Origin of the sequence: Mycobacterium intermedium (genome assembly GCF_002086275.1) — a bacterium.
GTDB classification, from domain to species: domain Bacteria; phylum Actinomycetota; class Actinomycetes; order Mycobacteriales; family Mycobacteriaceae; genus Mycobacterium; species Mycobacterium intermedium.
In genome coordinates this window covers 1-13,760 of sequence record NZ_MVHT01000026.1, presented here as the reverse complement: position 1 = coordinate 13,760, position 13,760 = coordinate 1, and the positions used below count along the sequence as shown (strand labels likewise).

At 66.4% G+C, this 13,760-nt stretch carries 11 protein-coding genes and 1 pseudogene; 9 read left to right on the top strand and 3 right to left on the bottom strand.

Annotated features, from left to right (window positions below; translation table 11 throughout):
- Positions 1–14: 14 nt before the first annotated feature.
- Entirely contained in the window at positions 15–3,335 is a 3,321-nt protein-coding gene (locus BST27_RS11620; protein ID WP_069420582.1) for a helix-turn-helix transcriptional regulator, read from the top strand.
- A gap of 14 nt (positions 3,336–3,349) precedes the next feature.
- On the opposite strand, the gene BST27_RS11615 is transcribed toward BST27_RS11620, so the two are convergent.
- Positions 3,350–4,702, bottom strand: coding sequence for a salicylate synthase (locus BST27_RS11615; protein ID WP_069420545.1), 1,353 nt, complete (start codon positions 4,700–4,702; stop codon positions 3,350–3,352).
- Between the two features lie 244 nt (positions 4,703–4,946).
- On the opposite strand from BST27_RS11615, the gene BST27_RS11610 reads away from it, so the two are divergent.
- Both BST27_RS11610 and BST27_RS11605 read left to right on the top strand, forming a co-directional pair.
- The gene (locus BST27_RS11610; RefSeq protein WP_069420544.1) at positions 4,947–5,156 is read left to right on the top strand and encodes a hypothetical protein; all 210 of its coding nucleotides are present in this window, start codon (positions 4,947–4,949) and stop codon (positions 5,154–5,156) included.
- 301 nt (positions 5,157–5,457) lie between these two features.
- Positions 5,458–6,681, top strand: a complete 1,224-nt coding sequence (locus tag BST27_RS11605; protein WP_069420543.1) for a sodium-dependent bicarbonate transport family permease — start codon at positions 5,458–5,460, stop codon at positions 6,679–6,681.
- A gap of 98 nt (positions 6,682–6,779) precedes the next feature.
- Here BST27_RS11605 and hemW read toward each other — a convergent pair whose 3' ends face one another.
- Complete coding sequence (hemW, locus tag BST27_RS11600) at positions 6,780–7,952, bottom strand: radical SAM family heme chaperone HemW (RefSeq protein ID WP_069420542.1); 1,173 nt, start codon at positions 7,950–7,952, stop codon at positions 6,780–6,782.
- Positions 7,953–8,107: 155 nt separating this feature from the next.
- On the opposite strand from hemW, the gene BST27_RS35040 reads away from it, so the two are divergent.
- The 6 genes and pseudogenes from BST27_RS35040 to BST27_RS34485 all read left to right on the top strand — a co-directional run.
- Complete coding sequence (locus BST27_RS35040) at positions 8,108–8,209, top strand: Ms4527A family Cys-rich leader peptide (protein ID WP_372515549.1); 102 nt, start codon at positions 8,108–8,110, stop codon at positions 8,207–8,209.
- 112 nt (positions 8,210–8,321) lie between these two features.
- Complete coding sequence (locus tag BST27_RS11590; RefSeq protein WP_069420541.1) at positions 8,322–9,992, top strand: nitrite/sulfite reductase; 1,671 nt, start codon at positions 8,322–8,324, stop codon at positions 9,990–9,992.
- Positions 9,989–10,729: a phosphoadenylyl-sulfate reductase gene (locus BST27_RS11585; RefSeq protein ID WP_069420540.1), complete on the top strand. Its 741-nt coding sequence runs from the start codon at positions 9,989–9,991 to the stop codon at positions 10,727–10,729. The genes BST27_RS11590 and BST27_RS11585 overlap by 4 nt, the downstream gene beginning before the upstream one ends.
- A gap of 28 nt (positions 10,730–10,757) precedes the next feature.
- A complete protein-coding gene (locus BST27_RS11580) occupies positions 10,758–11,501 on the top strand; it encodes a sirohydrochlorin chelatase (RefSeq protein WP_069420539.1) in 744 nt (247 codons plus the stop codon).
- Positions 11,502–11,670: 169 nt separating this feature from the next.
- Positions 11,671–11,967: a DUF6480 family protein gene (locus BST27_RS33655; RefSeq protein WP_308205993.1), complete on the top strand. Its 297-nt coding sequence runs from the start codon at positions 11,671–11,673 to the stop codon at positions 11,965–11,967.
- Between the two features lie 178 nt (positions 11,968–12,145).
- A pseudogene (locus BST27_RS34485) lies at positions 12,146–13,270 on the top strand (PE family protein); the annotation flags it as partial.
- Positions 13,271–13,314: 44 nt separating this feature from the next.
- Here BST27_RS34485 and BST27_RS11565 read toward each other — a convergent pair.
- Positions 13,315–13,760, bottom strand: a 446-nt coding sequence (locus BST27_RS11565) for a TOBE-like domain-containing protein (protein ID WP_139805113.1), incomplete at its 5' end; no start/stop codon positions are given.

Below are 13,760 nucleotides of genomic sequence, written 5' to 3'. Positions count from 1 at the left end.
CCGCCGCCGGGGAAATGCTGGCTACCATGACCGGAACTGATGCGCGCGCGGATGTTGCGCCGGTGAACTGGAGCGAATTGGTCGTGGGCGAGCTGCCGACCGGGACGGTGACGCTGCTGCTGGCCGACATCGAGGGCTCGACCCGGCTGTGGGAGACCCAGCCGGAGGAGATGACGACCGCCGTCGCGCGCTTGGACCACATGCTGACCGAACTGCTCGCCCGGTCCGGCGGGGTGCGGCCGGTGGAGCAGGGCGAGGGCGACAGCTTCGTGGTCGCGTTCACCAGGGCCACTCAGGCGGTCGCCTGCGCCTTGGAGTTGCAGCGGGCCCCACTGGCGCCCATCAGGCTGCGCATCGGCGTGCACACCGGCGAGGTGCAGTTACGCGATGAGAGTAACTACGTCGGCCCGACGATCAACCGGACGGCGCGGTTGCGCGATCTCGCCCATGGCGGGCAGACGGTGCTGTCGGGAACCACCGAGGACATCGTCGGCGACGGGCTTCCTGAGGGTGCCTGGTTGACCGACCTCGGCCGGTACGAACTGCGGGGAATCACCCGCGCCGAGCGAGTGGTGCAGCTCTGCCACCCGGACGTCAACAACGACTTTCCGCCGCTGCGGACCGCGAAACCCACTGCCGCCGAACACTTGCCGGTGCAGCTCACCAGCTTCGTCGGCCGCGGCGTCGAAATCGACGGCGTGCGGCGAAGTCTCGCCGACGACCGGCTGGTCACCCTGACCGGCGCCGGCGGGGTTGGCAAGACCCGGCTCGCTGTTCAGGTGGCGAGCCAACTGGTCCCCGATTTCGCCGACGGTGCGTGGTATGTCGACCTTGCGACCATTACCGACCCCGGTCTGGTGCCGGTCGCGGCGGCCAAGGCGCTTGGCCTGGCGGATCAGCCGAACCGCTCGACCACCGACACGCTGACCCGGTTCATCGGAGACCGCCATCTGCTGGTGGTGCTGGACAATTGCGAGCACCTGCTCGATGCGGTGGCCGCGCTGACGGCCGCGCTGTTGACGAGTTGCCCCAGGTTGACGTTGTTGGCGACCAGTCGCGAACCGATCGACGTTCCCGGCGAGGTGACCTGGCGCGTGCCATCCCTTTCGCTGGACGACGATGCCGTGGCCCTGTTTGTGGACCGGGCCCGGCGAGCGCGATCCGACCTTGGACTGACCGACGACGACATCGGGACGGTCAAAGAAATCTGCCGTCGTCTTGACGGGATGCCGCTGGCCATCGAATTGGCGGCGGCGCGGGTGCGGGCCTTGTCGCTCGACGAGATCGTGGGAAGTCTGCACGACCGCTTCCGATTACTCACCGGTGGTGGGCGCATCGCGGTGCGAAGGCAGCAGACGTTGCGTGCGTCGGTGGACTGGTCGCACGCGCTGCTGACGGATTCCGAGCGGGTGTTGTTCCGCAGGCTTGCGGTTTTCCTGGGCGGCTTCGACCTCGCCGCAGCGCGGGCCGTCGCGGGCGACACCGAGGTCGAGCGCTTCCAGGTCCTCGACCAGCTCACGTTGCTGGTGGACAAGTCACTGGTGGTGGCCGACGGAGGCAACGGCCCGACGCGATATCGCCTGCTGGAAACGGTGCGTCAGTATGCCGGCGAGAAGCTCGACGAATCCGGTGAAGCCGACGCCATTCGAGCGCGACACCGCGACTACTACGCCGCGCTCGCCGCCGGCCTCGACGCCCCGGCGGCCAGCGGGCATCAGCGGCGGGTGGAGCAGGCAGAAGCAGCGATCGACAACCTTCGTGCGGTTTTCATGTGGAGCCGCGAAAACGGCGACGTCGAACTGGCCCTGCAGATCGCGTCGTCACTGCAGCCGCTGTGGCTGACCCGTGGCCGGCTGCGCGAAGGTTTGAGCTGGATCGATACGGCGCTGGCCGACCTGACGACAGCCGACCGGGACGTCGCTACGGCGGTGGTGGCGCGGGCGCTGGCCGATGCCGCTGTGCTAGACGGCTGGGCCGGCGTGCCGGAGCGCAGGGAGCAGGCCGCCGAGGCACTACGCATCGCGCGCCAACTGTCCGACCCGGCTCTATTGGTTCGCGCCCTGACCGCCTGCTGCGGCACGGCCGCCTTCAGCCCCGAACAGGCGGCGGCATTCTTCGCCGAGGCCATCGAGTTGGCCCGCGCGCTTGGTGACAAGTGGCGCCTGAGTCAACTGCTCGGCTTTCAGGCGTATGCCGCCATGATGGCCGGCGACGCGATCGCCGCCCGCGTAGCCGGCGAAGAGGGCCGCGCACTCGCCGACGCGATCGGTGACCGGTTCGCCTCAGGCCAGTGCCGTGTGTGGGGCATCGCGGGAGCGCGAGCGATCCTCGGCGACCTGGCTGACGCCGTCGGAGAGCTGCGCGAGGTGATCGCGGATGCGGATGCGGCCAGCGACGAACTGTCGAGGTTCAACGCCCTGATCTCAGAGAGCATATTCCTCGGGTGGCAGGGCAATCCGCCTGCGGCGCTCGCAACAGCGGAAGCCTCCATCGAGTGTGCCGCCGAGCTCGGCACGATCATCGAAGGGCTAGGCTACCTCGCATTCGGCGTTGCCAATCTGGTTGCCAACGACGTTGCCGCGGCCAGGGATGCTCTGGCGCAGGGCTATAGCCGCATTCCGGACGTCGCATTCACGAGTGCCAACATGCGATGGAGGGCCGAAACGGAGCTTGCCGCAGGCGATGTCGCCGAGGCCCAGCGCTGGGCCGATCGAGCCGTGGCGGCAACGGCGGGATTCCATCGAATGACCGCGTTGACAGCGCGTGCCCGGGTGGCATTTGCCGTTGGCGATGCGGAAGCGTCCGAACGTGACGCGCACGACGCGCTGGCATGGGCGGCCGACCTGAGGGCGCTGCTGGGCCTACCCGACATCTTCGAGCGCCTCGCTTTCGTGGCCGTCCGAGCCGAAAGCTACCGAGAAGCGGCCCGACTCGCCGGTGCGGCCGAGGCCGTCCGGCGGCGGACCGGCGAGGTCCGGTACCGGATTTACGACGCCGACTACCAGAACTTTTCAGCCACACTTCGAGATGCCATGGGCCAGAATGATTTCGACGTCGCCTGGGCAGAAGGCGCCGCCTTGTCCACTGAGGAGGCAATCGCCTACGCCCAGCGCGGCCGCGGCGAACGCAAACGCCCCTCGACCGGGTGGGCCTCACTCACCCCAGCCGAACTGGACGTGGTCCGCCTGGTGAGCGAGGGCCTGGGCAATAAGGACATCGCCACAAGGCTTTTCATCTCGCCGCGCACGGTCGAGACCCACCTCACCCACGTCTATACCAAGCTCGACCTTTCGTCGCGTGTGCAGCTCGCGCAGGAGGCCGCCCGCCATGCCTAGTGGCGTTGCGGGAACTACGGTCGCTCCACGAGATAGGGCGCCAGGGTGGAAAGCTTCTCGCAGGTTTCCTCGAATTCGCGCTCGGGATCGGATGCCTCGATGATTCCCGCCCCCGCCCGCAGCCAGGTCCGTCCACCGCGTTCGTAAGCCGCGCGCAACGTGAGCGCGGCGTCGAGGCCGCCGTCAGCCGAAAACATCACGACCGCACCGGAATACAAACCTCGCGGCCCTTCGTCGAGCCGCATGATCGCTTCGACACCGTCGGCCTTCGGAATGCCCGACGCGGTGACGGCGGGGAACAGCGCTTCCAAGGCGTCCATCCGGTCGCGGGACGGGTCCAGTCGGGCAAAAACCGTCGAGCCGAGATGCTGAACACTGCCGCGCTCGCGCACGGTCATGAAATCGGTGACCGCGGGCGTTCCCGGCTCGGCGATCTCGGTGATCTCCTGAATAGAAGTACGCACCGAAAGGGCATGTTCGACAATCTCTTTGGGGTTCGACTCCAGATCCTCGCGCGCCCGCCGATCATGCGCGGGACCACGCCCCAACGCCCGGGTGCCGGCCAGCGGCTCGGTGACCACCACCCCGTCCGGACGGACGGCTGTGACAAGCTCTGGGCTGTAGCCCAGCGCACGCATTCCGCCGAGCCGCAACAGAAACGACCGCACCGGCGTGTTGTGCCGACGCCCCAATCGATACGTCGCCGGGAAATCGAGCCGGAACGGCACTTCGACACTGCGCGACAGGATCACCTTGTGGTAGTCGCCGGCGACGATCTCTTTTACCGCAACGGCAACCCGGTCGCGGTAGTCGGACGGGTCGGCGGCCAGGTCGACCGGCCGCGGACTCGGGACATCGCGCAACCCCTGCTCAACCAAGCGGTCGACCGCCTCGCGGTGTCGTTCGTCGGCCCCGTACAGGCGAATTTCATTCTCGGACACCACGATCCGAGTTTGCGGCCAAAACACTCGGGCCAGCGGGACGGCGGGGCCGAGCCGTTGCTGCAATCCGTAGCGGTAGACGCCGAATTCGAATGCTATCCAGCCGAAGGCTTGATCGGTCTCCAGCAGCAACCGGTCGACGGCTTCGCCCAGCACCGGCCCCGGCAGCCCGGACCACACTTGACGGCGAGTCACCCCGTCGCGAATGACGCGGAGTTCATCGCTGTCCAGCTCCACCATCGCTTGAACACCACCGGCGAGGATCCATTGCCCGTCACACTCGTAGAGCTGGTACTCCTCGCCAACCGGCTCGAACAGCACAGCCGCCAGTTCGGCGGCAAAGTCGGCGGGGGCGATGCCCGCAGGCAGCTGGACCGATGACCACGCGGTGCTCAAAGAGTCCGCCCCCACACTCGTCTTGGTCACAAAGGGTAAATGTAGCCTAACCTTCCTAGCGACGGCGACCCTTCCCCAGCTTCCTGCGCTCGCTTCCACCCCGCCCCCGCACAGCAGCTGGTTCAACCAAGCTGGTCGGCACGCGGTAGAGGCACATTCGGTTCATATGAACCGCAAATGTTCTCCTCTCGTTCACCACTCGGCAAGACAGCCGCCGGTCCCTATACGGGCTATGCGGCTAGCGTCACACCCAACCGCACGGAAGGAGTCACCCATGTTCGTCATCAAGCTCGTCGATGGGGACGAAATCAAGGGCGATTACGAGGAACTCTCCGTCAACGAACAGACCGGCGTGCTCACCGTTCGCCGACTCGAAGGCTTCGACGAGACCATCACCCATTACTCGCCATCCTCTTGGCGGTCGGTGACGCAGCGTACGCGCGGCTCCGCCGCGCGGCCGTCCCTGGTTTCATCTGCTCGCTGAACGCTCGCTGAACGCTCGCCACGCGCACAGAACCGAATTTCCAGCAAACTCGCAGGAAAGTCACACCTAACCCGATCAAACGTCATAGCCTGCACCGATGCGACCGCCGGACGTTACGCCCAAGTTTCGCGAGTCACTGCTGCCCCAAAAATGGTCTAAATCAGGCACTTCGGCGCAATTCCCGACTGGCGGTTGAGCCAGGTTCTCGTAAAGTTCTCAGCGTTGTCTGGGAGTTCGTAGTCGCCTTACCTGGGGGGTTGGGCGCTTCCTTCTATTGCCGAATGACGCTCGGGAGGTGCCGATGCTGCACGAGTTCTGGGAGAACTTCACCCACAATTTGTTCAAGCCATTGCTGCTGTTCTTCTACTTCGGATTCCTCATTCCGATCCTCAAAGTGCGGTTTGAATTTCCCTACGTGCTCTATCAGGGCCTGACCATGTACCTGTTGCTGGCAATCGGCTGGCACGGCGGCGAAGAGTTGGCAAAGATCCAACCGTCGAGCATCGGCAACATCGTCGGATTCATGGTGCTGGGCTTTGTGTTGAACTTTGTGATCGGCGGCCTCGCCTATCTGTTGCTGAATCGCATGAGCGCGATGCGGCGAGTGGATAAGGCCACGGTCGCCGGCTATTACGCCTCAGACTCGGCCGGGACCTTCGCCACCTGCGTGGCGTTTCTCAGCAGCGTGGGGATCGCATTCAACGCCTACATGCCGGTGATGTTGGCGATCATGGAGATTCCCGGCTGCCTGGTGGCCCTGTACCTGGTGGCACGGCTACGGCACCGTGGCTTGAACGAGGCAGGGTTGATGCCGGGAGAGCCGGGCTACACCCCGCCCGCGACGGTGGGTGTCGGACCCGGCACCGCCGCGCGACCCGCGCCGGGACAAACCCTGGAGAGTGAGCACGAGCGGGAGTCGGAGCTTGCGCTGGAGGAGCGCGACCGTTCCGATCTGGAGCAGATTGCGGTATCGGGCGGCACCAAGCAGCGCCTGTTTTCGCGGGAATTGCTGCAGGAGGTGTTCCTCAACCCCGGTCTGGTCCTCTTGCTCGGCGGCATCCTGATCGGTCTCGTCAGCGGACTGCAGGGCGAGAAGGTCGTCCACGATGACGACACCTTCTTCGTCACCGCATTCCAGGGCGTGCTTGCCCTGTTCCTGCTTGAAATGGGCATGACCGCGTCGCGCAAGTTGAAGGACCTGAGAACGGCCGGCCGCGGCTTCATCTTCTTCGGCCTGCTCGCGCCGAATCTCTTTGCGACACTGGGGATCATCGTGGCCCACTGCTACTCTGCGGCGACCGGGACGGACTTCAAGCCGGGCACCTATGTGTTGTTCGCGGTGCTGTGCGGTGCGGCGTCCTACATCGCGGTCCCGGCCGTACAACGGCTTGCGATACCCGAGGCCAGTCCGACCCTGCCGCTGGCCGCGTCGTTGGGCTTGACGTTCTCCTACAACGTGACCGTTGGGATCCCGCTCTACATCGAGATCAGTCGCCTCGTCGCGCAGTGGTTCCACACCGCCTGACGCCACGGTAGTCCCCGCGAGCGTGCGCAGAATGCCGCGGGATACGGCGTGGCGCTGCACAACCACGCACGCTCGCCGCAAAACGGGGCGGGGCGGGGCTAGTCGAGCAGGGTCCGCACGACCCCGTCGGCCAGCAGTCGACCGCGGTCGGTGAGAACCAGCCGGTCGCCTTCGGCGACCAGCAGGCCGTCGGCTATCACGTCGGCGGCCCGCGCACGTTCTGCGTCGCTCAGACGCTCCAACGAAAGACCTTGCCGCAACCGGATTTTCAGCAATACGTCCTCGGTGTGCAGCGCATCGGTGCCGAGTTCCTCGAAGCCCGCCACCGGAAGCTTCGCATCGGCCAGCAGCTGCGCATAAGTGTTGGGATGCTTGACGTTCCACCAACGCGTCGAGCCGACGTAGCCATGCGCGCCCGGACCGGCACCCCACCAATGGCCGCCATCCCAGTAGCCGAGGTTGTGCCGGCATTCCCCACCCGGCCGTGACCAATTGGACACCTCGTACCACGTCATCCCGGCCGCGGAGAGTTGTGCGTCGACCAACTCGTAGCGGCGCGCCAGCACGTCATCGTCGGGCGGCGTCAGCTCTCCTTGACGCACCCGGCGGGCCAGGGCCGTGCCGTCCTCGACCACCAGCGCGTAGGCGGACACGTGATCGACGCCGGTTTCGATCGCCGTGTCCACCGAGCGGAGCAGGTCATCGTCGGACTCTCCAGGGGTGCCGTAGATGAGGTCCAAGCTGACGTGCTCGAAGCCGATCTCGAGTGCCTCGCGGGCCGCAGCCGCCGACCGGTTCGGTGTGTGCACCCGGTCGAGCACGCCCAGCACGTGCGGGACCACCGATTGCATGCCGAGCGACACCCGCGTGTATCCGGCGTCGCGAATGGCCTCGAAGAACTCCGGCCACGTCGACTCGGGATTGGCCTCGGTGGTGATCTCGGCGTCCGGCGCCAGGGTGAAGTGCTGACGCACGGTGTCCAGCAAAGCGGTCAGGCGGGCCCCGCCCAACAGGGACGGCGTCCCCCCGCCGACGAAGACGGTGTCGACGGTCGGGCCCTGCAGCCGTGCGGCCGCGAGCTCGAGCTCTTTGGCCAGTGCGTCCAGCCAGGCGTCGGGGTTGACTCCGCCCAGTTCGGCCGGTGTGTAGGTGTTGAAGTCGCAGTAGCCGCATCGCGTGATGCAGAACGGGACGTGCACGTAGAGCCCGAACGGTCGCCCGGGACTCCCAGTGAGCGCAGGGAGCTCACCGGGTTGCTGACCAAAAGTCATGCCAAATCTTTACACGGCTCGACGGCGCGGCATGCGCGTTCTCCCAGCATATTCCTTGGGTTTGTTGGCCAAATCAGCCAGAATTGCCAACTAGTTTTAATCATCGTGAGAAGAAATTTGACCTGGTCGCATGGCTAGCTGAGATTCATGGCAGAATGGCACGCGTGATCGCCGCCTATCCGAATCAGCGCATTGCGCTAGTGGTGCGGCGGCATATCGACCTCAAGCGCGTATGCAGCTGTTGCTGTCTGCCTTGACGTCGTAGACCCAGCCCACCTGTACTTCCAGGCCCTCGGATCTGCGCTGCCGGGAGCACCGGTGTTCTGCGCGGGTTGACGGCCGACGACGTTCGCGAAGGAGAACCGTCGAATGACCACCGCACGACCCGCCAAGGCTCCCCGTAATGAGGGCCAGTGGGCGCTGGGCAATCGCGAGCCGCTCAATGCCAACGAGGAGATGAAGCAGGCCGGCCCCCCGCTCGAGGTACGAGAGCGCATCGAGAACATCTACGCCAAGAACGGGTTCGACAGCATCGACAAGAGCGACCTGCGCGGCCGGTTCCGTTGGTGGGGCCTGTACACCCAGCGAGAGCAGGGCTACGACGGCTCATGGACCGGCGACGAGAACACCGACAAGATCGAAGCCAAGTACTTCATGATGCGCGTGCGCTGCGACGGTGGCGCACTTTCGGCGGCAGCCCTGCGCACGCTGGGACAGATCTCCACGGAGTTCGCGCGCGACACCGCCGACATTTCCGACCGGCAGAACATCCAGTACCACTGGATCGAGGTGGAGAACGTTCCGGAGATCTGGCGGCGACTCGACGAGGTCGGGCTGCGGACCACCGAAGCGTGTGGCGACTGCCCGCGTGTGGTGCTGGGCTCGCCGTTGGCCGGCGAGTCGCTGGACGAGGTGCTGGACCCAACCTGGGCGATCGACGAGATCGTGCGCCGCTACATCGGCAAACCGGAGTTCGCCGACCTGCCCCGCAAGTACAAGACCGCGATCTCCGGTCTGCAGGATGTCGTGCACGAGGTCAACGACATCGCGTTCATCGGCGTCAACCACCCCGAGCACGGACCGGGCCTGGACCTGTGGGTCGGCGGCGGGCTGTCGACCAACCCGATGCTGGGCCAGCGGGTCGGCGCCTGGGTGCCGCTGGAAGAGGTGCCTGAGGTGTGGGCCGCGGTGACCTCGGTCTTCCGCGATTACGGCTACCGGCGGCTGCGCGCCAAGGCGCGGTTGAAGTTCCTGATCAAGGACTGGGGTATCGAAAAGTTCCGCGAGGTTCTCGAAACCGAGTACCTCAAGCGCCCGCTGATCGACGGTCCGGCGCCCGAGCCACCCAAGCATCCGATCGACCACGTGGGCGTGCAGCGGACCAAGAACGGGCTCAACGCCGTGGGCGCCTCCCCGATCGCCGGACGGGTTTCGGGGACCATCCTCACGGCCGTGGCCGATCTGGCCGAGCGGGCCGGTTCGGACCGGATTCGCTTCACCCCTTATCAGAAGCTGGTCATCCTCGACATCCCCGACGACAAGCTCGACGAGACGATCGCCGGCCTGGAAAAGCTCGACCTGCAGACGCGTCCGTCGCATTGGCGACGAAACCTGATGGCGTGCACCGGGATTGAGTACTGCAAGCTATCCTTCGCCGAAACCCGGGTGCGGGCACAGTCGTTGGCGCCGGAGCTGGAAAAGCGACTGGAAGACATCAACTCTGAACTGGACGTCCCGATCACCATAAACATCAACGGCTGCCCCAACTCGTGTGCCCGAATTCAGGTGGCCGACATCGGGTTCAAGGGGCAGATGGTCGACGACGGCGATGGCAACTCGGTCGAGGGCTTCCAGGTCCATCTGGGCGGCAGCCTCGGTCTGGACAGTGGTTTCGGCCGCAAACTGCGTCAGCACAAGGTCACCAGCGACGAACTCGGCGATTACATCGACCGGGTGACCCGCAACTTCCTCAAGCATCGCAATGAGGGTGAACGCTTTGCGCAGTGGGCACTTCGGGCCGAGGAGGACGACCTGCGATGAGCCAGGCGACGAAGCCCACTGAAACGGAGTTGCGCGAACTGGCGGCCCGAGGCGCGGCCGAACTCGAGGGAGCGAACGCCACCGACCTGCTGCGGTGGACCGAAGAGAACTTCGGCGGTGTCAACGGGCCGCGCGGTTGGGCGACGTGCAACTACGTCGTGGCATCCAACATGCAAGACGCGGTGCTGGTGGACCTGGCCGCCAAGGTGCGCCCCGGCGTGCCGGTGCTGTTCCTGGACACCGGCTACCACTTCGTCGAGACGATCGGCACCCGCGATGCGATTGAATCCGTTTACGACGTCAGGGTTCTCAACATCACCGCCGACCACACCGTGGCCGAGCAAGACGAGCTGATGGGCAAGGATCTGTTCGCCCGCGATCCCGGCGAATGCTGCCGGCTGCGCAAAGTCGTGCCGCTAGGCAAGGCGCTGCGCAACTACTCCGCCTGGGTGACCGGGCTGCGCCGCGTGGACGCACCGACGCGCGCCAACGCGCCGCTGATCAGCTTCGACGAGGCGTTCAAGCTGGTGAAGGTCAACCCGCTAGCGGCGTGGACGGACGAGGACATGGAGGACTACATCAACAAGCACGATGTCCTGGTGAATCCTCTTGTCCAAGAGGGTTATCCGTCGATCGGTTGCGCACCGTGCACCGCCAAGCCCCTCGACGGCGCCGACCCGCGCAGCGGACGCTGGCAGGGTTTGGCCAAGACCGAGTGCGGGCTGCACGCGTCGTGACGAGCCGGCGACGACGCAGAGCGAAGCGATGAGAAGGAGCGGCGCCCTCGGGCCGACCCTGCTGCTGACCGCGCACGGAAGTGCGGATCCCCGGTCGGCGGCCAATGCCCGGGCCGTCGCGGGGCGGTTGGCGCTCATGCGGCCCAGCCTGGACATCCGCCTTGCCTTCTGCGAGTTGAATGCGCCGAGCCTGGTGGACGTACTGACGGACCTGTCCGGCCCGGCCGTCGTCACACCATTTCTGCTGGCCAACGCCTACCACGCCCGCGTTGACATCCCTCGGCAGATAGCCGGCTGCGGTCTTGCCGGGCGAGGGATGCAGGTGCGCCAGGCCGAGGTGCTCGGTGAGGACGACCGGCTGGTGTCGGTGCTGCGTCAGCGGGTCTCCGAGCTCGGCGTTTCCCGACACGACGAGTCCCTTGGCGTGCTGGTCGCAGCGATCGGTTCGTCGAATCCGGTCGCCAACGCGCACACTGCCGAGGTAGCGCGCAGGGTGCTGACGGGAACCCGCTGGGCGGCCGCCACGACCGCGTTCGTCACTCGACCGGAGCCATCGTTTGCCGACGCCGTCCGACGGTTGCGGCGACGCGGTGCCCGGCGGGTGGTGATTGCGCCATGGTTCCTGGCGCCCGGGCGGCTGCCCGACCGAGTGGAGCGCTTCGCACGCGAGGCCGGCATCGCCATGGCGGCACCGCTGGGGGCGCACCCGTTGGTGGCCGCGACCCTGCTGGATCGCTTCGACCGGACCGCGGCGGAGGGTATGGCGGCCTGAGTTCGCAGCCTGGCGGGTCTGACGCCAAAGTGGCCGATTCGCCCAAGCGCCAAATCGCGTACACCCCAACAACTGTCGCTTGAAAGCCGACAACTTGACATCCCCAGCTGGGACCAAAGTGACAGATGTCAACGCGGCGAGCGATATCCGCTGTCGCATAACACTTCTCATGTCACAGCGGAACTATTTGACCAATCCGGCGTGTGATGTGAGCGCAACGGGGTACCTGCTATCCATGACCGCACTTCCACCAGACCCCGAACCGTCAAGAACGCCGGGCCTTGAGGCGGGCGGAGGCGTCCCGCCGGGTTCTACTCCCCCGGACTCGGCGCAAACCTCCGGCGTCTCTGAACCCCAACCGAATCCGAAACGGCGGGTGACGCCGCTCGCCGTCGTCAGTATTGTCGGGGTCGTCATTTTTGTTTTGCTGTTTGTCGCGGTCGCCGTCGGAATTGTGTTGTCCTGAAATGGCTTCAGCCCGAATTAGGTAGGACGGCTTCGCTTTCCGTCATGCAATAATCTGCGAAAACGCAGCTCCCGCACATTGGAGCGCAGTAATATCAATCACTGCCGATTGGTCGATGGTGACCATGCGGTCCTCCGGGTCGTCATGACTTATTGGTCGGGAACGCCTGGGGGTTCACATGTCCTTCATGATCGCGGCGCCGGAGGCGCTAATAGCGGCGGCCACCGATCTGGCGGCCATCGGTTCGACAGTCAACGCGGCTACCACGGCCGCGGCTGCCCCGACCACCGGATTGCTGGCCGCCGGCGCCGATGAAGTGTCGGCGGCCGTTGCGGCACTGTTCGGAGCACACGGCCAGGCCTATCAGAACCTCAGTGCCCAGGCGGCGGCGTTCCATCAGCGATTCGTGCAGAGCTTGACCGCGGGTGCGGGGGCGTACACCGCCGCCGAGGCCGCGGCCACCTCACCGTTGCAGGCATTCCAGCAAGAAGTGCTCAACGCCATCAACGCACCCACGCTCGCGCTGCTGGGGCGCCCCCTGATCGGCAACGGCGCGAACGGCGCCCCGGGGTCCGGGGCTCCCGGCAGGGACGGCGGCATCCTATTCGGCAACGGCGGGGCCGGCGGAGCAGGCGGGCAACTAGGGGCCGCCGGCGGTCAGGGCGGGGCCGGCGGTGCCGGCGATGCCATCGGCGGCAACGGCGGCGCAGGCGGCGTCGGCGGCGCGCTCTTCGGCTCCGGCGGCAGCGGCGGCGACGGCGGGGGCGCAAACAGCGGCGCGAGCATCGGCGGCAACGGTGGTGCGGGCGGAGCCAGCGGACTGTTCGGCGCCACCGCGGGCGCCGGTGGCGCCGGCGGAAATGCCCAGGCGATTGGCGGTACCGGTGGCGCCGGCGGCAAGGCCAACCTGATGGGCAATGGCGGCACTGGCGGCAACGGCGGCAGCACCACCAGCACCGCGGGGGTAAGCGGGAAAGGCGGCGCCGGCGGCGATGGCGGCATGCTCTTCGGCGACGGCGGCACCGGTGGCTCAGGCGGGGACGCGAACTTCAAAGGCGGTAACGGCGGCGCCGGCGGTAATGCCGGGCTGATCGGCAACGCCGGCAATGGCGGCAACGGTGGTTACAGCTTGAGCGCATTGGTTGGAGCGGCGGGCGGTACCGGCGGTAACGGCGGCAACGTCGTGCTGATCGGTAACGGCGGTAACGGCGGCAACGGCGGGAGTGCCGTGGTGACCCCAGGCAAGGGCGGGGAGGGTGGCGCCGGCGGGCAACTACTCGGACTGAGTGGGCTGGACGGGTCGTCGCCGTAGCGCGGTCCAAGCGTGCCCTAACGGGTCATCGCGCATCACGCCCGCGACAACGTGCTGGCATCCTCCTCCGCGGCACCCGCATCGCCGTCGGACACACCAGGAACAGGGCTGGCGATCGGCGGTACCCGGGTGGCCCGCACGTAGACGGTGTCGCCGTCCTTCAAGGCCAGCGCCTCGGCATCGCCGCGGGTGATCTGCGCCGTGAAGGGACTCCCGTTGACCGCGCTGGTCAACTCCACCCGCACCTCGAAGCCCAGCACCACCACCCGGTCGACGACGGCACGCACCACGCCAATCGAATCCGCGGTGCCGTCACCCCCCGCGACCGCCATGGCGGGATTGCGTCCGACCCGGATGTCGTGCGGGCGGACCAGTGCGCCGTTGAGCGTGGACACCGCACCCAAAAACGACATGACGAACGGATTGACCGGGGTGTCATAAACCTCGGTGGGCGACCCGACCTGCTCGATACGCCCCTTGT

Bases quoted from the DNA above. Each gene is read 5' to 3' on its own strand.
- BST27_RS11620 (WP_069420582.1), top strand. From the start codon at position 15: ATGCTGGCTACCATGACCGGAACTGATGCGCGCGCGGATGTTGCGCCG.
- BST27_RS11610 (WP_069420544.1), top strand. From the start codon at position 4,947: ATGTTCGTCATCAAGCTCGTCGATGGGGACGAAATCAAGGGCGATTAC.
- BST27_RS11605 (WP_069420543.1), top strand. From the start codon at position 5,458: ATGCTGCACGAGTTCTGGGAGAACTTCACCCACAATTTGTTCAAGCCA.
- hemW (WP_069420542.1), bottom strand. From the start codon at position 7,952: ATGACTTTTGGTCAGCAACCCGGTGAGCTCCCTGCGCTCACTGGGAGT.
- BST27_RS35040 (WP_372515549.1), top strand. From the start codon at position 8,108: ATGGCACGCGTGATCGCCGCCTATCCGAATCAGCGCATTGCGCTAGTG.
- BST27_RS11590 (WP_069420541.1), top strand. From the start codon at position 8,322: ATGACCACCGCACGACCCGCCAAGGCTCCCCGTAATGAGGGCCAGTGG.
- BST27_RS11585 (WP_069420540.1), top strand. From the start codon at position 9,989: ATGAGCCAGGCGACGAAGCCCACTGAAACGGAGTTGCGCGAACTGGCG.
- BST27_RS11580 (WP_069420539.1), top strand. From the start codon at position 10,758: ATGAGAAGGAGCGGCGCCCTCGGGCCGACCCTGCTGCTGACCGCGCAC.
- BST27_RS33655 (WP_308205993.1), top strand. From the start codon at position 11,671: ATGTCACAGCGGAACTATTTGACCAATCCGGCGTGTGATGTGAGCGCA.